This window comes from Fastidiosipila sanguinis (genome assembly GCF_002998295.1).
Lineage (GTDB): Bacteria > Bacillota > Clostridia > Saccharofermentanales > Fastidiosipilaceae > Fastidiosipila > Fastidiosipila sanguinis.
The window spans coordinates 506,686-523,959 of sequence record NZ_CP027226.1 but is presented as its reverse complement, the minus strand read 5'-3'; the positions used below and the strand labels follow the sequence as shown (position 1 = coordinate 523,959).

Sequence of the window (17,274 nt, the reverse complement as noted above, 5' to 3'; positions counted from 1 at the left end):
TTGTATTAACAATAGATTTCTGTGTTAAAACATTTGAATATCTTAATAAAATCTATTCATTCTTCAAAAGAACTTTATAACTATTATCCATAGCAGCGGCACCTATTGGAGCGGTAATCAATATAGACATTACTGCAACAGACAGAATTAAATTCCCGCTTGGCAAGCCTACAGCCAACGGAACTGATCCTATCGCTGCCTGGACAGTTGCTTTTGGTAAATATGCTATCACACAAAACAACTTCTCTTTCCAGGATAGATTAGTTTTTAATATGCTAAGCCATACTCCGAATGACCTAACTATCAATGCCAAAAGAATTAATAACACCGCAGAACTTCCTGCTTCCAATGTGTATCTAATATCTACTGCAGCTCCCACTAGAACAAATAATATAATTTCTGCCGCAATCCATATTTTTCCAAACTTCTCTGAAAGTCGCTCAGATACATTAGTATTACTTTTAATTTTTAGTACACATGCCATGCTTACAACAGCTAATAATCCTGATACTGATAATATGCCTTTCAACATATCTTCTACTGTGACCATAAGTAAAGATACAGCTAAAATAATTATTACTTTTACACTATTTCTCAAATATTGATTATTCAAATAGGCTTTTTCAAAAATATAATGCAGAATAAAACCTGCACTTATACCTAAAAGAATACCCATAATAATAGATATTGGAATATTCAAAAATCCTTTTAGATCTACAGTGCCCTCTTGAGCTATACCCAAAAATGTTGTGAATAAAACTATTACAATAATATCATCACAGGAAGCGCTGGCCATTATCATTTGTGGAATAGATTTTTTGCTACCCCAATTTGTCTCTATATAATTGACCATTCTAGGAACAACAACAGCAGGAGAAACAGCACTTAAAACTGCTCCCATTACTGCAGCATCTATTCTTGATATGCCCAATAGCCAAGGTGCAAATATTACATAGGCAATTATTTCAAAAGACGCCGGCACAAAAGACATTAGAACAGCAGGTCTTCCAACTTTTTTCAAATCGTTCAAATCTAAAGAAAATCCTGCTTTTAATAAAATAATAATTAGTGCTATTTTACGTAATTCTGCTGAAATTGATAAAATTTTAGGGTCGAACCAATCGAGCACGTATGGACCTAAAATTATTCCAGCAAACAACATCCCTATAATTTTTGGAATCTTAATTTTCTCAAATAAAAAACCTGATGCAAAACCAAGTAAAAGAATTAAAGATAATGATGTTAACATAAATTCCTCCCATTAATCGCAAGATACACTCCTGCGACATATTTCGCAGAAGTCATCAGCTATTATAAGCGGTTTAGGTTGCCCTCGGGAGAACTTCATTCCCATAAATCATTTGTACTAATTTTATATATAATAATTTATTTCGTCAATTTACCATTTTTAATAGCATCCATTAAGATAATAAGGCGCTAATTAATTTCATCTAAATATTTCTCATGAGATAAAAATTTTCGCAAAAAATAAGAAAGCCTGTAACTTCTATGGCTACAGGCTTTCTTCGTGGTCGGGGTGACAGGACTTGAACCTGCGACCCCCTGTTCCCAAAACAGGTGCGCTACCAACTGCGCTACACCCCGACATCGCTATTTTTGTTCCGTTTTCAAAAATCAAGCTAGAACATATTACCAAAGAAAAAATTAAAATGCAAATGTTTTTACTTATTTCTTATCAATCAATACTTTAAACAAAAACAATCCTATTTTCAAGTAATACTTATTCTATTTTTCTTATAAATTCGTTCCTACTTCTGCAAGCATAACTTTAAAGTTATCTCCAACTACTTCTCTACATAAAAATTAGCTTTAGCTTGTTTGCACAAAGGACAAATTTCAGGAGCTTGTGAACTCAAATGCAAGTAACCACATTTAGAGCACAACCACTTATTAACATCTTCTTTCACAAAAACAACATCAGCTTTAACTTCATCATATAGAACCTGCAGCTCACCCGCTATTCTTAAACTAACAGTAGCTACATATTTAAATAATTTAGATATTTCCAAAAAGCCTTCATTTTCTGCGTCAACTGATGCGTCTTGATAAAATTCAGCAGCTCGTTCTTCGATATTTATTAAATTCAATAAGTCATCCGACACCTCAAGTGTAGACAAATTAACTTCAACGTTGTCTAATAAAATATTTTTCAATTCACTTTCCGCATTAAAGTTATCTAACAGTCTAATATAAAAAATTTCAGCATGTATTTTTTCATAATTCTCAAAAGTTTTAAGAGTATCTTTTATAATTTCATAACCGCTCCTGCTGGCTTTATCCGCATAGAATGAAAGCAGGCTTGTATTTTGAGTTTTTCTTATGAATGCCCTTGCTAAATTTTCAACAGTTCTATATTCAAATTGCATATTTACCTCTTACACTTTTCTAAATATAGGATAAGAAATCCCATTCATGTAAACAAAGTTTTTAGACAATTAGTATTTTACTCTATTTAGACTATTCAAGCACATAACAAATTATTTTAATCATAAATACGCAGTTAATTGAAACTTAATATTTACTATTGTAAAATTTTAATTATCAAGATAAGTCTACTTGAAAGGCTGATTAATATGAATAATAATTCCAGAAAAACTAAAACAAGTGGTAGTGGCTCTGCTTTAGGTAAACTGATACTTATCGGTGAACATAGTGTTGTTTACGGTAAATTATCTGTAGGACTTCCCTTTTCGGCTGTCAAAATCTATGTCCAATTAAATGAAAATCAAGGAAAGACTCTAATTAATAGCTCAATGTATTCTGGAACAATCGACAGGATTCCATATTTTATTGAGAATATTTATAGTGTTTATACAAAAATAAAAAAAGATTTTAATATTAATAAAAATTTTCTCATTAATATTGAAAGTAGTATACCTGTTGAAAGAGGACTTGGTAGCTCAGCAGCAGTAGCTGTAGCTCTTGTAAGAGCCTTTGAGGATTATCTAGATATTAAATTATCAGTTGATGAATTTTTATCATATGTAGACCTTAGTGAGAAAATCAGCCATGGAAACCCTAGTGGACTTGATGCTAGACTCATAACCCTTAACCAACCACTATTATTTCAACGAGACAAAAAAATAGAAACTTTTTATTTTGACACTCCATACTATCTTGTAGTTGCTGACACAGGAATTACAGGTCAAACTAAAGAAGCTGTCAGAGATGTCAGAATGAATTATGAAAGTCCCTATTATGCTCGTAGCCAAGCAAGCTCATTTTATATAGAAGATTTAGATCGTTTAGCACATGAGTTCTATGAAATTCTCTCAAAAGAAGAAACTGATTTTGATAATCTAGCTGAAATTATTGACTTAGCTCATAATGCACTTAGAGGGCTTCAAGTATCTAGTCCTGAACAAGATTTTGGTATCAATTTTGCCAAGAAACATGGTGCAGCTAGTGGCAAAATAACCGGTGGTGGCCGTGGTGGTTGCTTTTATGTATTATGCAAGGATTATGAAACAGCTGAAAATATTAAAAATTTAATTATTGAGAATAAAGTTGGTGTAGATGCTTGGACAATACCTCTTAGTAGCATTTACATGAAAAATTCAATCATAATTTAGTCTATATAAGCTTTAGTATTCATCAAGATTAAGTAAATTTAGCCACCAGAGCTCTTTAAATTAATAATTTTCAAATAAGTTTCCAAGCTTTACTAGCTCAGTGCTGTAATAATTCTTGAATATGCTAAAATTAAGTTTATAAGTTTATAAATTTATAAAAATTGATTGGATTGGTAATATCAGTGAATTGTTTAGTTGGACAAGCTAGGGCACATTCAAATATAGCCTTAATTAAATATTGGGGAAAGATAGATTCAGAGCTTCATATACCTCAGAATAATAGTCTATCTTTAACTCAAGATGCTTTTTATACAGACACTAAAGTTACATTTTCTAATGATCTCAAAGAAGATGAATTCTATTTAAACTATGATAAACAAGATAAGAATGAAGTTGATAAGATAAGTAGATTTATTGATATCTTTCGTGTCATTGCCAAAACTAAGCTAAATTGCATTGTAGAAACTCACAACAGCATGCCTAGTGCAGCAGGATTTGGTAGCTCAGCTTCAGCATACGCAGCTTTAACTAAAGCATTGAATGATGCGCTAAATTTAAATCTAGAAGATAGAGAATTATCAATTCTTGCTAGACGAGGTTCTGGCAGTGCTTGTCGAAGTATTTATCCTGGCCTGGTTGAGTGGCAGCAAGGCAATTCTAATGAAACAAGTTTTGCAGTACCTTTTGACAATGCTGACTTCCCTATCTGTACAATAACGATGGCGTTATCTGGTGCTCGCAAGAAATTTTCATCAAGAAAAGGTATGCAAATTTCAGTAGATACCTCCCCTTATTATTCAGCCTGGAAAGAATATTCAAAAAAATCATTAGATGATATTAAGAAAGCAATTAAAGATAAAAATATTACTAAAATAGGAGAAATTGCAGAACAAAATGCTTTAGCAATGCATAGCCTTACTATTACTGCTCAACCATCTTTCTTCTATTTCAATGAAGATACACTAAAAGCTATTAATGCTGTACACAATCTAAGAGATCAAGGTTACGCCTTACATTTTACTATCGATGCTGGGCCAAATATTGTAATCATTTGCGACTTTGCTGATGCTAATCAAATAAAAGAGCTATTAAAGTTAGAGTTCCCTACTAAAGATTTAATTATTAGTAGGCCTGGACCAGGCGTAAAATCTCTAGAAAGTTGGAATTATTAATGCCTAACGAAATTGCAAAAATTAATGAAAGCCAAAAGATTACTGTAAAAGCTCCAGGTAAATTATATTTAGCTGGAGAATATGCAGTTGTCTCTCCTAATCAATCTGCTCTAGTATTTGCAGTTGATGCTTTTATTGAGTTATCTGTCTTTGCAAGTGCTACTCGTGAAATTATTGATAATGATGGTTCCCAGTACTCTTGGGAATTAAATCAATCTAAAGAAGTCATTATAAATGGTGACTATGAAAATGAACTAAGCTTAACAGCTTCAGCCATGACAGTAAGTTTAAATTATGTTGCTCAAAAATTAGATATTGATATTTCTAATTTAAAACTTACCCTTGAGATAAGTAGTGACCTACAGAATAGTGCGGGCAAAAAATATGGTTTTGGTTCAAGTGGTGCTGCGAGTGTTGCTACTTGTAGATCTATCTTGATGTTATTCAATATTGATTCACTTTTTACTCAGTACGAATTTCAAGTGTTAATTTTTAAACTTGCTGCTCTTTCTCAAATGAGACTTGAAAAACTAGGATCTTTCGGTGACTTAGCGGCCTCATCACTTAGTGGAATGGTTCACTACCAGAATTTCGATAGATCTTTTATTGTCGATGAAAAACTAGAATCTTCTTCAATTAAATTATTAGCTGAAAGCAACTGGCCTGGATTAATATTAAGATCAATTGAACTGCCAAAAGAATGGGAACTATCAATAATTTGGAGTGAAAAAGCAAGTTCAACAGAAGATTTATTAAAGCTCAAAGGGAAAGAAATTGCTGAATCTGAGATGAGATTGTTTCTAGAAGAGTCTAATAAAATAATCTTCAATTTAATAGAAGCAATCAAAACTGCTAACTGGTCAGATTTCTCACTCAATCTGAAAAAAAATGCTGATTTTATCAGCGAGCATCTAGCAAAACAGTTAAGACCTTATAATTTAGATATTTTTGACCGAGCTAAAGAAATCGCTGAAGCAGAATCTGCAATCTTTAAGATTTCAGGTTCCGGAGCTGGTGATTGCGCCATTGCCATTAGTCCAAACCATGACAATGCAATGAAAGTCAGGAAAAACTGGGAAGCTACTGGACTTAAGGTTTTAAGCCACAAGCTATGGAAAGGGATTTAAAAATTGTTTAATTCAATTGAAGAAAAAAATAATGACAAATTTGCATCTACCAATGGTAATAATATATCCAACCGTAAAGATGATCATATTCGTGAAGCAAGTGCCCAGTTCAACTCACAAGTAAATTTCTTTGAGGACTGTAAGCCTGTCCATAGAACATTGAATAATGTTAATGCAAATACTATAGATTTAAGCACCGATGTTTTTGATTTACATTTAGACTTCCCTATTTTTATAAACGCTATGACTGGTGGTAGTGATTTAGCACTTGAGGTAAATAGAAAACTAGCAATTTTAGCTCGTGAATGCGGACTAGCAATGGCCAGCGGTTCCCTCTCATCTGCCATAAAAAAACCTGAAACTATAAAAAGTTATACTGTTATTCGTGAAGAGAATCCAAATGGAATAATTCTTGCCAATGTCGGTGCAGAACAAAGTTTAGAAAACACCAATAAAATTATTGATATTATCTCAGCAGATGCATTGCAAATTCATTTAAACGCACCACAAGAATTAGTCATGCCTGAGGGTGATAGGGATTTTTCTAATTATTCAGAAAACCTAAAACATCTTATTGATAATATAAATATTCCTGTAATTGTTAAAGAAGTTGGTTTCGGTATGTCTCGTGATACAATTTCAAAACTAATTAAATTAGGATCTAAAAATATTGATATTTCTGGCAGTGGTGGAACTAATTTTATCAAGATAGAAAATAGTAGACGTACATCTCAAGAGTTCTCCTACCTGGACGACTTTGGTATCGATACTTTAGCAAGTTTACTCGAAGCTCAACAATACATTGATCAAGTTAACATAATAGCATCAGGTGGTATTAAATCCCCTTACGATGCCTTTAAATGCTTTGCTCTTGGAGCCAAAGCTGTTGGAGCTAGTGCCTTTTTCTTAAATCAAGTGAATACATATCCAATTGAGGTGGCTATAGAAAACGTGAATTTGTTCAAAGAAGAATTGAAAATAATCTTTGCTATCTATAGTTGCGCTAATTTAAAAGATGCTCAAAATGTTAGCCTTGTTATCAGCGGAAGAGCTCGTGAATGGGCTGAAGCAAGAGGTATAGAATACAAAAACTTAGCTCGTAGAGACATGTCCCTATTACAGTTTTTCTAATAATCTATACCAAACATCATCTGTTTGTAGACTTTCTCCATTAGGATAGTTCCTAAATAGTATAAATTCTTAGAGCTTTGTCCATAATCAGTTAAGTCATCTACAAAACCATACTCTAAACGTATTCCCCTCAATGCAGCCATAATTTCCATGTTTCCGAGAGCACAGCCCATAGCTAATTGACGCATATTTTGTCTTTGTGGGAAATTAAACATTTGAGGCTCTTTTATGAATACATGTATTAATTTATTGTCCTCTACTGCATAATACCAAGGCTGAGCATTATATTCAGATGGAGCTAAGCGAGCAGCCTCAAGTAAGCTTAAAACATTATTATTTAGCTCTTTTACATCTGTAAGTAAAATCTGCTTTAGTTTTTTCTTGCGAGCAGGTTTCTTTGCTTTCTTCTTAGGATAACCAAGAGCCAAAACTGCTGGTATGATAGTCTTCTCCTCTTCATTCACATTATCCAAGATATCCCAATTAGCAGAGTTAATCTCCTCCATAATTTCATCTTCTTGAAGTTTTCGAATTTTAAATCCACTCTGCCAAACAGAACCTAAACCTCTACCTGTTAGCCAAATAGCGGCATGTTGAGCATAGTATCCTACATTCATCATTTGATAAAGATCTAAAGATCCTCTAAACGCAAGGTACAATGGAGCCTTAACCATCTGATTCGCTTCAACCGGGAAATAATCAAATAGGTCTTCATATGCTAATAATTCAATAGAGATGTCTGCTTCAGGCAAAAGCACAGGAACATTATTCAAGTAGTTTAATAAATCCACTTGAATATCATTGTCTGGTACTTTTGACAAATATGATCTAACAGACGTTCTAGCTCTGAGTGCATCAAATAGCTCCACTTAATCCACCTCAGTCTACTCAAAAATAAAGTCCGCAAAATATTCTGGGCGATGGAAATCTGGGTTTTCTGTATCGATTTCATTCCAAGCCATATAATGTGGCTCAGCTGTCATATCACCACATTTGTAGAGATTTGCTTTAATAACTTGACCTGGATAAAATGTTGAATCTAAACTTTCGCTCGCATTAGCATATTTATGCCAAAGCTCAAATAACATCTTAGCTGGAAGACAGAAACCTACACCCCACTCATATGCAAAATTAACACCTTTGATCTTATTCTCTCTTGAATTAAATGCATATAAATTTAAACCATTCAATTCTTCTTTATCAGGAAGTACTCTCTCGTCTCTATTTTCACCAATACCAAAATGTATCGCAGCATTTCTATTAGTTTCTAAGTTTAAGTAGTAATTATTATCTGGTTCAAAAGACATGAAGAATTCCAAGCAGCTATCATTATGTACTGCTCCTTTAAATTCTTCTACTTCAGCTCGTGGGTCTAATTCGTGTTCACCTCTAGTCAACAATAATCCCCACAAATTCTCCTCATCATACAAAAAATAAAATATCGTTTCAGGTTCATAATTATTACTTGGCCAAAGATGGTTATTAATCTTTCCTTCTTCAGCTTGTGACCAATCGAAATCAAAAATATTATTACTTAAAGTAGGTCTTGTTTGTTTTTTAACTTTATAACTTAACATGTTTCACCTATATTTTTATTTTCCAAATCATATATAAATTAATAATTGAGTTTAACTTAATATCTATTATAGTCTAACAAAGTTTTCTAGGCATTAATATTCTTTATTTTAGCAAATCTATGCTTAATTGTTTTATAATATCTGTTTAAGAGGATTAAAGAATAGATTACAGAAGAAAGGATTTTTTTATGAGTAAAATTAATTTAGATGATCTAAAAATGAATGAATATAAGGACGATATTGTTCAAAGTTTATTTGAAGTTATTAGAATACCTAGTGTTAAAAGCGAAGCTTTACCAGACGCACCTTTTGGTGAGGGACCTAAAGCAGCCTTGACATGGTTTTTAGCTAAGGCTGAGGAATTAGGTTTTAGAACTGGCAACGTTGATAACTATGCAGGTTACGCAGAATTTGGCCCTGAAACACTTGACGCTCCACTTATTGCAGCTGTATGCCACTTAGATGTTGTTCCAGCAGAAGAATGGACTGATGCTTTCGAACCTCGTTTCGCAGAAGATAATGACACTATAATTGGCCGTGGTAGTGTTGATGATAAAGGTCCTGCAATGGCAGTTCTTTATGCAATGAAGAGTTTAATGGATTCTGACTTTGAACCTAAATGTAGAATCCGTCTTATTGTCGGTACTGATGAGGAATCTGGATCTGAATGTTTGGAATATTACTCAAAACATGCAGAAATCCCTGTTGCTGCTTTCACCGCTGATGCAGACTTCCCAGTAATCAATGGCGAAAAAGGTATATTACGTGTTGAATTAAATTGGAAAAATAATGGTAAACGTCCAGCAGAAGGAACTGACAGACTTTACAGTGCTAAAGTTGGAAATGTTCCAAACATTGTTCCTGGAGAAGCTGTATTGAAATTCCAAAAAGCTGACGGAAGCTTCGAAGAAATTAAAACTGAAGGCTCTATGGGGCATGCATCTACACCTGAGAACTACAAGAATGCAATTCAATATGCCTTAATGGCAGCATATGAAAGAAGCCTGGAAAATAATGTAGATGATCCATTCTTACAAGATTTTGCTAAAGTCCTAAACACTGAATATAACGGAGCAGGACTTAATATAGATTTCTCAGATGAACCATCAGGTGAGCTAACTTTAAACGTCGGTATCTTTGAACTGGCTAATGACCAGGCTGAGTTTACACTTGATATAAGATATCCTGTTACCTATCAATTAGATGATGTATTGTCTGGAATTCAATCGGCAATCGCTGATACTTCTTTTGAACTAGGTAATTACTATCATTCAGAAGCATTATACAGACCAGCAGAAGATCCTTTAGTACAATTGTTAATGGCTTCCTATAATGATGTAACTGGAGAGAATGAAACTCCTAAGAGTATGGGTGGTGGTACTTACGCTAGATCATTACCTAATACAATTGCCTTTGGAGCAAACTTCCCAGGTAATCCATATTTAGGCCATGCTAAATTTGAATATGCTAAATTATCTGAAATCGTCCAAGCATCTGAAATATTCAGAATTTCCCTACAAAAAATGGATGAAGAATACAGCAAATAATAATTAAAAGTTAGCTTATTAAGCTAACTAATAAGAAAGGTTTTAAATGGATAAGATATTCTCTAGAGTACGGCTCTCATTGACAACAATTGCCTTACTTATATTCTTTTTAACATTAAGTATTGCTTTGACAATTTGGAACATACCGATGTATTTATTATGTCTACATTTTTCAGATATTCCTAGTCAAGTTAATATGTCACTGAGCACTATTCTAGAGAATTATTTATATTTATTAAAATACTTACATTTGCCATGGATAACTGAATTTAACTTACCTGATTTCACATCTAGTGCATCTGGAGCCTTTCATTTCTATGAAGTTAAGAATCTTTTTTATCTAAATTATATTTGTCTGCTTCTTTCTGGAATATATGCTGGAGTTGCTATATTTAATTTACGCAAGCAAAAACATTTTTACAACTTAGAAAAACCCTTTAAAATTTTGAGCTTCCTACCTATTCTAGTAATTATTCTTCTAAGTATCTTCTTTGAAAAGATTTTCATTTTGTTTCATCAAGTATTTTTTGATAATGACGCTTGGCTATTTAACCCAAGTACGGATCCAATTATAAAGGTTTTACCACAAAACTTTTTCATGCTTTGTTTTTTACAAGTCTTTATTTTATTTCAAGTTGGAATTATCTTAGTATGGTACTTTGCCAAGAAAGATAGACATAAAGCTTCTATTAATAAGAAGCAGCCAATTGACCAATAACTATAAAATAATAAAACTAATGAACTAGGTGCAGTATTTTAAATAATAGACTATAATAATTCAGTAAGGATTCACTAGAAAACCTTACTAGGAGGAATTATGAATCTAGAAGAAAAACTAAGAAAGATACCTGATTTTCCAGAAGCAGGAATTACATTTATTGATATCACAACTGTTTTAAAAGATCCCGATGCATTTGAAGAAGTAATTAGACAAATGCTAGAGCAAGTAAAGGATCTAGATTTTGATATTATTGTAGGCTCTGAATCAAGAGGATTTATTTTTGGTGCAGCATTAGCTTTTGCAGCTCACAAAGGTTTCGTGCCAGTTAGAAAACCTAATAAATTACCAGCAGAAACTTTAAGCATTGATTACGATTTAGAATATGGTAGCAATACCCTTGAAATTCATAGAGATGCTATTAAACCAGGTCAAAAAGTTTTATTAGTTGATGACCTTTTAGCAACTGGTGGTACTGCAAATGCAAGTTGTAAGCTTGTAGAAGAGTTAGGTGGAGAAATTGTCGGCACATCATTCTTTATCGAACTAAGTGGTTTAGGTGGCCGTGAAGCTCTCAAAGATTACGAAATTTACAGATTATTAGAGATATAGTTTTATTTCTCAAATTACAGCAAAAAATGGGTATCAAATTATTGATACCCATTTTTTTACATTGTTTTTAAACCACAAAAAGTTTTTTCCTATTCTCTTATACCTTTATTTAGTCTCCAAGCTCCTACAGCAACACTTCCTGCATAGAACAAAAGAATATATATAATAACAGCCAAGATACCTAAGAGGTACAACCAAACTCCATATTGCATAGCAAACATGGCAGTAAATATCATTCCTGCTACTGCTGGAGCAATACCAATTAACATTATAAGGGGCATTATAAATTGAGCTAAAATACCTTCGTATGATCCAGTAATGCTAAATACATAAATTTGTAATCCCATATAGAAGAAATTAAATACTGCGATTGCGAGATATACACTCAACAAAACAATTATATTCATCCTAAATAGAGCAAATAAAATAATCATTGCTGGGAGAACATCTATTAAGGTATATAAGACTGGTGTTAGACTTGAATAAATTACCTTCTTATAGGATTTTCCTGGTAAGTAATAGAAGTAAGGTTGAGTCATATCGGAAATTACAGGATTAGCCATACTTAAAAAGTACATAAAGTATGCACAAGCACCCATAAAAATAAACAATACGGTTTCTCTACTTATTTCAGAACCCATTGTAACTTCTTCTTTTAACAAGAAATACAATACTACAGCAATTACTGTATAGATTAATGTAGAAATTCCTATATAATAAGGTTTCTTCCTGCGTGTTTCAGCAAGGTGTAGAAATAAAAATGCACTCTCTCCTTTACCACCTTTCAAACCTTTGTCTCTAACTTTGTGTTTCTTATTACTACTGAACACTACTCCTGTTTTATTGCTCTTCACTTTTTCTTGAATATCAGCTATTTCTTTTGCTGCATTGGTAGCATCTTCATAAAAATCAACATCAACACTATATGTGTAAACTACTGATAATACTGCTGATGCTATTAATAAAATTGTAGGTAAAATTAAATTAATTAAATCACCCTTAAAAGTAGTTACAATAAAACTAGCAGCCCATCCTAATAGTGGAAAATATCTAATCAAGATATTATTAGATAACATATTGGCTAAACCTTCAGTTGTACCATTAGCTAGGAAGAAGTAAGCTAGACCAGCTCCTAAAATTAACATCGCTAGCATAATTATTGAAATTTTTAATACCTTGTTTACTTGTTTATTGTTAATGCATAGAACATATATAGCTTGTTTCCAGGCTTGAACACAAATCAATATCAAGATAATTCCAAAGATAAAAAATCCTAATCTAGAATCTTGAAACCCTATCGCTTTAAGTTGTGGTGCCAAATAAACAATAAATATACCTAAAAATAAAGTACCTAAAAATTTATTTAGCATTCCATATAGCAATACATTTTGTGATTTGAATGGCGCTGTCATAATAAATTGAACATCTGCCATTGAATATTGAGCAACACCCTTTTTGGCAGCGTTAAATAAACTTATGAGTATCGTAGTTGCTACAAGTGCCCAAATACCTATCGTTATAGAATTGTTTACTAAATTTATTGTTGCCTGATCTGGCTTAATCCCATTTTCGCCAGAAAACATATCATAAAGCTGAGTATTTTTCGCATTAAAAATACTCAAGACCATAATTCCAACAACAAAAACTAAGCTTATGAGTTGGGATGGGTGCTTAAGACTGTTTCTTAGCCAACCTATAGCTTTTTTTCTATACAAATAAATTATTGCTCTCATCTTAACCCCTATCTCTAATTCTTATCTTCATTTTCACTAGATTCAGAATTGTTTTCTACTTCTAAGTTTTGATAATCTTCTACATTGGTAGTAACTTTTATATCAGTATGATCCAAATCAGTAACACGGAAGAACAGTTCCTCAAGTGTTTCATTGTTTTCATCTAATTGCTTTTTGTCAGCTACTGCTACAATACTACCTTCTGTCATTATTAGAACTTTATCCCAGATCTCATCAACTGTATCTAGAATATGTGTAGAAATTAATAAAGAAGTTCCCTCTGCTTTGAGCTCGGCAATCATATGTTTTAGCTCAACAATAGCTCTAGGGTCAAGACCTATCATTGGTTCGTCCAGCAAAACAAATTTAGGTTTTGGCAAAAGAGCAACCATGATGTTTAGCTTTTGTTGCATACCTTTAGATAATTCTGAGCCCATTTTATCCTTGTTCTCATACATATCTAGTCTTCTCAACAAAGCATCTGCACGCTCTCTCCAGTTTTCCAATTTATAGACTCTAGCAATAAACTCTAAATGCTCATCTACTGTTAATATTTCGTATAAGTGAGGTAGTTCAGGTATATATCCTATTAAATTTCTACCTTCAACAGATTTATTACTGTAACCATCTATTGTTATTTCACCATCATAACTCAACAAGCCCATAATACTTTTGATTAAAGTAGACTTACCAGCACCATTAGGCCCAACCAGCAATGTTACTGAATTATCAGGAATTGTTACATTTATATTTTTATTTGCATAAACTTTAGAATATCTTTTATTTAAATTTTTAATTTCTAGCATTAGAAAAACCACCCTCACATCAAATTTATTAGCCTATAAAAAAGCTAATATTATTGCATCTATTATATATTAAAATTCACAAATTAAAACAAAAGTAAAACCTGAATAAAACATTTTTATTCAGGTTTTAGCATTTTAAATTTAATTAACAAAAATAATTAAAGTGCAACCACTGTAATCTCTGAATTGCTCTTGGTCCAATCGTCATCATCTCTAAAACTAGGATCCACCTCGACAATTTTTCTACCTTCTTTTTCGAAAGGGCCAAATACTTCACCCGGACAAAAAGCTTTAATTCTTTCCTTGCGAGCTTGTTCCAATAATTCCGCTCTAACTATATTTCTAATATTATCACCATCTGCACTTAAACCATGCCCATGATATATTTTAATCTTAGGAATTTTCATTCTACTGATGGTCATTAATTGGATCTTTAATTTTCTCAAAACATCTGCAGAAGAATTATTAGAGTCTGCCAAGTCTATTAAAGATGTTTGATTTTTTTTGCTCACATTCCACCTCCCAATTCAAATGTAAATACTATCCATATAGTTCAAAATACTTAAATCGAGCCTGCTATTAACAGATTTCTAAACGCTTAATAAACAGCATAATTCACGTAATATCTATCTCGAAATAAATTTTAGAACAAAACAAATTACCACTAATATTATACCACAGTTAAAACCTTAAGTTAAAGTTACGACATCAGAAATCATTAATAAACTTGCAATCGCTCGACTACTTAGTATCTCAATATTTTCTTTTTTTAATTGAGTTATATCTAATAATTTCTCATCCATATAATGTTTTAAAGAGTCCTCAGAAAAATAGAATTTAATATTAGTTTCTACTTCATTTCTGTTTACACTAAGCTCCACCTTAGCAAATTCTGATTCTATATATTCAAAAAGCTCAACTGCTTCGCTGACAAATAAGAATCTAATACTAATATTATCTATATTTGCGAAATTTACTAAGTCTGAAATAAGTTGTTTAAGTAGTCTCTCACTTTCTGCATCTTGAACTGCTCCAATGAAATTTTTATTACAATAAAACAGTTTTTTACCATTATCGTCTTCTTTGTTTTCGATAAAAATCTCACTTTCTTCTATCAAATAAGCATATTCATCTATATCTTCTAAGAGTATTTCTTTTTTCTCGAGATTACTAGTTGCATTATTAGTCATCTAGATCCTCCCTCTCGAGAGGAGCTAAGCCTGTATTAGTGTTGATCGCTCTAGGAATAGAAGTTTTGCTATTTCCCCATGATTTATCCTTATATCTATAATCAAACTTTAGTGTGAACCATTCAACCTCATCTGCTAAGTCTTTGTATTTCTTCATGTTGATATTTTCTAAAATATTTACAAAGGCAGATCTTTCATCCTGTTTCAAATACTCTGCAGCATATTTTAAAAGCAAAGCCATGTCAGGCAAACAGAAGACTTGAATTTGATTAAACTTTTCTCTAAATTCTTTATCTGTTTGAAATTGATAAAATATGACATCAATATAATTTTTCATTGTGTGATTTAATTTATCACAAATCGCACAAGTGTTAACGATATTCATTATCTTCTCAGATGCACTAAGTAAACTATCTTTATTGCTGTTTCTCAAATTAAAGAAAGATGATTCATTTTTATGACTATTCTTCAAAATTTTTTGCAACTCTTTGTACTGCTCTAACATGTAAGTATGAGTAATTAAACCTAAACCTAACCTATTATTCTGAGAATTATAAAGTCTTGAATAGTGATCATTACAGAAGCCTTTTTCATTAGTCTCTACTCTATTATCTGGTTCCATCAATGAAGGACCTAAATAGTACTCAATTAAACTCTCCGTTCTTTTTTCTCTTAATTCACATATCGGACAAAGCTTAAATTGATTAAAAGCATCATTTACTGGAATTGTATATATTTGTTCTTTTCTAGCCATTCTTTTCCTTTCACATGCACAACTCTGCGACAACTCATATTAACACTCAAAATATTAATTGCTGTATAATACTCAACCTGTTCGATTATATAATCTTGAACTTGCACCATTACCTCTTGAGCGTTATAACCATAAAATAAACTTATCTCCAAATTTAATATTGCTCCGTAGGGATTAGTAATCGCTTCTACATCCAAGACCTCAGCCAGACCTTCTATGTCTTTGGTAATAATTTCCACCATAGAAGTTATAGCTTCATCAGTCATGACGTTTACTCCTACCGTACTGAATGTAGGTCTAACAATTGTTCTTTCCGAATATCCTGCGACTCTATCAACTTCACCGAATCTTTTTCTCCAAATTCTAATTGGATCAAAAAAAGATCCACTAAACTCATGTTTAATCTCCATACTGGTAACAGGTATCGCATGACTTCCTTGAGTTTTCCTTGCTAATTTAGCTTGACGTTGCTCCTCAGCAGTTGATACATCTCCGATACGAATATATTCAACAGGTTCAGGTAAATAGAGATTCTCACATATTTTCAATATCATCTTGTCTGATGTTCCTAAAATCATTAGTCGTTGAGGTTTTAGATCTGCCAGACTTCTTCTCATACTCAGCGCAGCACTTTCATCCATAAACAACGCTTGTCGAACTGATTCTAGTCTAGTTTCTGCTTTTTTTGCCGTTGATCCTGCTTTTATCCTCCCTGAATCTATTAGTAAACCATCATCAATTAAAAGTTCAATGTTTCTTTGCTTTGCCAATTCATTAGCACGAGAAGATTTACCTGTTCCAGCTGGTCCAACAAAAGCAATTACATTGATCTTAAACAACTCTCTTTTCAATTCATTTTCTATAGAATTTTTGGGAGTAAATCTTTGTGAAAATTCATTGCCTATATTAGTTAAAGGATTAAATGAATTAATTGCAGAAAAAAACTTTTCTCTTCTATTCTCAGGAACTTCTTTTCTGGAATCTTTTTCTTTTTGTCCTAAAAATACATTTCTAAGATTTCTAAAAGATCTTTTTCTAGCCTTATGTGAAACTTCCTGATGTATTTCTGGTTCAACTTCAATTTCGATTTCTTCTGTTATTTTATTAACTGTCTTTTTATTGCTATAAGTGCTAAAAACTTTACTAGGCCTACTATTATTTCTATTCTTATCTAATTCTATATCTAGCTCTTGCTCTGAGATCAAATTATTATGCGACAAAAAATCCTGATACAATTTATCAAGTTTTATTTCTTTTTGTCTAGAATTAATATTTCTAATTTTTTTCCTTGCCACGTAAAATCTCCAATATTAG

At 32.3% G+C, this 17,274-nt stretch carries 17 protein-coding genes, 1 tRNA gene and 1 riboswitch; of the genes, 7 read left to right on the top strand and 11 right to left on the bottom strand.

Going from position 1 to position 17,274, the window contains the following annotated elements; all coding sequences use genetic code 11:
• Positions 1 to 52: 52 nt before the first annotated feature.
• From C5Q98_RS02175 to C5Q98_RS02165, 3 genes are all read right to left on the bottom strand, one after another.
• Complete coding sequence (locus C5Q98_RS02175; RefSeq protein ID WP_106012096.1) at positions 53 to 1,249, bottom strand: cation:proton antiporter; 1,197 nt, start codon at positions 1,247 to 1,249, stop codon at positions 53 to 55.
• Positions 1,250 to 1,288: 39 nt separating this feature from the next.
• Positions 1,289 to 1,361: riboswitch (Fluoride riboswitch) on the bottom strand.
• A gap of 168 nt (positions 1,362 to 1,529) precedes the next feature.
• Positions 1,530 to 1,605 (bottom strand) — tRNA-Pro (locus C5Q98_RS02170).
• A gap of 200 nt (positions 1,606 to 1,805) precedes the next feature.
• Positions 1,806 to 2,387, bottom strand: coding sequence for a rubrerythrin family protein (locus C5Q98_RS02165; protein ID WP_106012095.1), 582 nt, complete (start codon positions 2,385 to 2,387; stop codon positions 1,806 to 1,808).
• A gap of 207 nt (positions 2,388 to 2,594) precedes the next feature.
• Here C5Q98_RS02165 and mvk point away from each other — a divergent pair, with 207 nt between their 5' ends.
• The 4 genes from mvk (at position 2,595) to fni (ending at position 7,023) form a co-directional block, all read left to right on the top strand.
• On the top strand, positions 2,595 to 3,593 hold the full coding sequence (gene mvk, locus C5Q98_RS02160) for a mevalonate kinase (RefSeq protein ID WP_106012094.1): 999 nt from the start codon (positions 2,595 to 2,597) through the stop codon (positions 3,591 to 3,593).
• A gap of 182 nt (positions 3,594 to 3,775) precedes the next feature.
• Positions 3,776 to 4,765, top strand: coding sequence for a diphosphomevalonate decarboxylase (gene mvaD / locus C5Q98_RS02155; RefSeq protein ID WP_106012093.1), 990 nt, complete (start codon positions 3,776 to 3,778; stop codon positions 4,763 to 4,765).
• Positions 4,765 to 5,892, top strand: a complete 1,128-nt coding sequence (locus tag C5Q98_RS02150; RefSeq protein WP_106012092.1) for a phosphomevalonate kinase — start codon at positions 4,765 to 4,767, stop codon at positions 5,890 to 5,892. The genes mvaD and C5Q98_RS02150 overlap by 1 nt, the downstream gene beginning before the upstream one ends.
• Before the next feature lie 3 nt (positions 5,893 to 5,895).
• Positions 5,896 to 7,023, top strand: a complete 1,128-nt coding sequence (gene fni, locus C5Q98_RS02145; protein ID WP_106012091.1) for a type 2 isopentenyl-diphosphate Delta-isomerase — start codon at positions 5,896 to 5,898, stop codon at positions 7,021 to 7,023.
• Here fni and C5Q98_RS02140 read toward each other — a convergent pair.
• Entirely contained in the window at positions 7,020 to 7,892 is an 873-nt protein-coding gene (locus C5Q98_RS02140; RefSeq protein ID WP_106012090.1) for a nitroreductase family protein, read from the bottom strand. The genes fni and C5Q98_RS02140 overlap by 4 nt on opposite strands.
• Before the next feature lie 15 nt (positions 7,893 to 7,907).
• The gene (locus C5Q98_RS02135) at positions 7,908 to 8,600 is read right to left on the bottom strand and encodes a carbohydrate-binding family 9-like protein (RefSeq protein WP_106012089.1); all 693 of its coding nucleotides are present in this window, start codon (positions 8,598 to 8,600) and stop codon (positions 7,908 to 7,910) included.
• Positions 8,601 to 8,788: 188 nt separating this feature from the next.
• Between C5Q98_RS02135 and C5Q98_RS02130 the strand changes: the two genes are divergently transcribed.
• The 3 genes from C5Q98_RS02130 (at position 8,789) to C5Q98_RS02120 (ending at position 11,477) form a co-directional block, all read left to right on the top strand.
• Complete coding sequence (locus C5Q98_RS02130; RefSeq protein WP_106012088.1) at positions 8,789 to 10,147, top strand: Sapep family Mn(2+)-dependent dipeptidase; 1,359 nt, start codon at positions 8,789 to 8,791, stop codon at positions 10,145 to 10,147.
• 46 nt (positions 10,148 to 10,193) lie between these two features.
• Positions 10,194 to 10,865: a TIGR01906 family membrane protein gene (locus C5Q98_RS02125; protein WP_106012087.1), complete on the top strand. Its 672-nt coding sequence runs from the start codon at positions 10,194 to 10,196 to the stop codon at positions 10,863 to 10,865.
• A 99-nt stretch (positions 10,866 to 10,964) separates the two neighbouring features.
• Positions 10,965 to 11,477 (top strand): adenine phosphoribosyltransferase, encoded by a 513-nt coding sequence (locus C5Q98_RS02120; protein ID WP_106012086.1) that lies wholly within the window; start codon positions 10,965 to 10,967, stop codon positions 11,475 to 11,477.
• Positions 11,478 to 11,566: 89 nt separating this feature from the next.
• Here C5Q98_RS02120 and C5Q98_RS02115 read toward each other — a convergent pair whose 3' ends face one another.
• The 6 genes from C5Q98_RS02115 to C5Q98_RS02090 all read right to left on the bottom strand — a co-directional run bounded on the left by C5Q98_RS02115 (position 11,567) and on the right by C5Q98_RS02090 (position 17,255).
• Entirely contained in the window at positions 11,567 to 13,210 is a 1,644-nt protein-coding gene (locus tag C5Q98_RS02115) for a putative ABC exporter domain-containing protein (protein WP_106012085.1), read from the bottom strand.
• A gap of 14 nt (positions 13,211 to 13,224) precedes the next feature.
• Positions 13,225 to 14,016, bottom strand: a complete 792-nt coding sequence (locus C5Q98_RS02110) for an ABC transporter ATP-binding protein (protein WP_106012084.1) — start codon at positions 14,014 to 14,016, stop codon at positions 13,225 to 13,227.
• Positions 14,017 to 14,174: 158 nt separating this feature from the next.
• Complete coding sequence (locus C5Q98_RS02105; protein WP_106012083.1) at positions 14,175 to 14,528, bottom strand: hypothetical protein; 354 nt, start codon at positions 14,526 to 14,528, stop codon at positions 14,175 to 14,177.
• 177 nt (positions 14,529 to 14,705) lie between these two features.
• Entirely contained in the window at positions 14,706 to 15,206 is a 501-nt protein-coding gene (locus C5Q98_RS02100; protein WP_106012082.1) for a hypothetical protein, read from the bottom strand.
• The gene (locus C5Q98_RS02095) at positions 15,199 to 15,960 is read right to left on the bottom strand and encodes a DUF6062 family protein (protein WP_106012081.1); all 762 of its coding nucleotides are present in this window, start codon (positions 15,958 to 15,960) and stop codon (positions 15,199 to 15,201) included. The genes C5Q98_RS02100 and C5Q98_RS02095 overlap by 8 nt, the downstream gene beginning before the upstream one ends.
• Entirely contained in the window at positions 15,924 to 17,255 is a 1,332-nt protein-coding gene (locus C5Q98_RS02090) for a hypothetical protein (RefSeq protein WP_106012080.1), read from the bottom strand. Before C5Q98_RS02090 ends, C5Q98_RS02095 begins: the two co-directional genes overlap by 37 nt.
• Positions 17,256 to 17,274 lie beyond the last annotated feature (19 nt).

What these genes read in the sequence shown, in the direction of transcription:
- C5Q98_RS02175 (WP_106012096.1), bottom strand. Translation starts at nt 1,249, where the DNA reads ATGTTAACATCATTATCTTTAATTCTTTTACTTGGTTTTGCATCAGGT.
- C5Q98_RS02165 (WP_106012095.1), bottom strand. Translation starts at nt 2,387, where the DNA reads ATGCAATTTGAATATAGAACTGTTGAAAATTTAGCAAGGGCATTCATA.
- mvk (WP_106012094.1), top strand. Translation starts at nt 2,595, where the DNA reads ATGAATAATAATTCCAGAAAAACTAAAACAAGTGGTAGTGGCTCTGCT.
- C5Q98_RS02150 (WP_106012092.1), top strand. Translation starts at nt 4,765, where the DNA reads ATGCCTAACGAAATTGCAAAAATTAATGAAAGCCAAAAGATTACTGTA.
- C5Q98_RS02135 (WP_106012089.1), bottom strand. Translation starts at nt 8,600, where the DNA reads ATGTTAAGTTATAAAGTTAAAAAACAAACAAGACCTACTTTAAGTAAT.
- C5Q98_RS02130 (WP_106012088.1), top strand. Translation starts at nt 8,789, where the DNA reads ATGAGTAAAATTAATTTAGATGATCTAAAAATGAATGAATATAAGGAC.
- C5Q98_RS02125 (WP_106012087.1), top strand. Translation starts at nt 10,194, where the DNA reads ATGGATAAGATATTCTCTAGAGTACGGCTCTCATTGACAACAATTGCC.
- C5Q98_RS02120 (WP_106012086.1), top strand. Translation starts at nt 10,965, where the DNA reads ATGAATCTAGAAGAAAAACTAAGAAAGATACCTGATTTTCCAGAAGCA.
- C5Q98_RS02115 (WP_106012085.1), bottom strand. Translation starts at nt 13,210, where the DNA reads ATGAGAGCAATAATTTATTTGTATAGAAAAAAAGCTATAGGTTGGCTA.
- C5Q98_RS02110 (WP_106012084.1), bottom strand. Translation starts at nt 14,016, where the DNA reads ATGCTAGAAATTAAAAATTTAAATAAAAGATATTCTAAAGTTTATGCA.
- C5Q98_RS02100 (WP_106012082.1), bottom strand. Translation starts at nt 15,206, where the DNA reads ATGACTAATAATGCAACTAGTAATCTCGAGAAAAAAGAAATACTCTTA.
- C5Q98_RS02095 (WP_106012081.1), bottom strand. Translation starts at nt 15,960, where the DNA reads ATGGCTAGAAAAGAACAAATATATACAATTCCAGTAAATGATGCTTTT.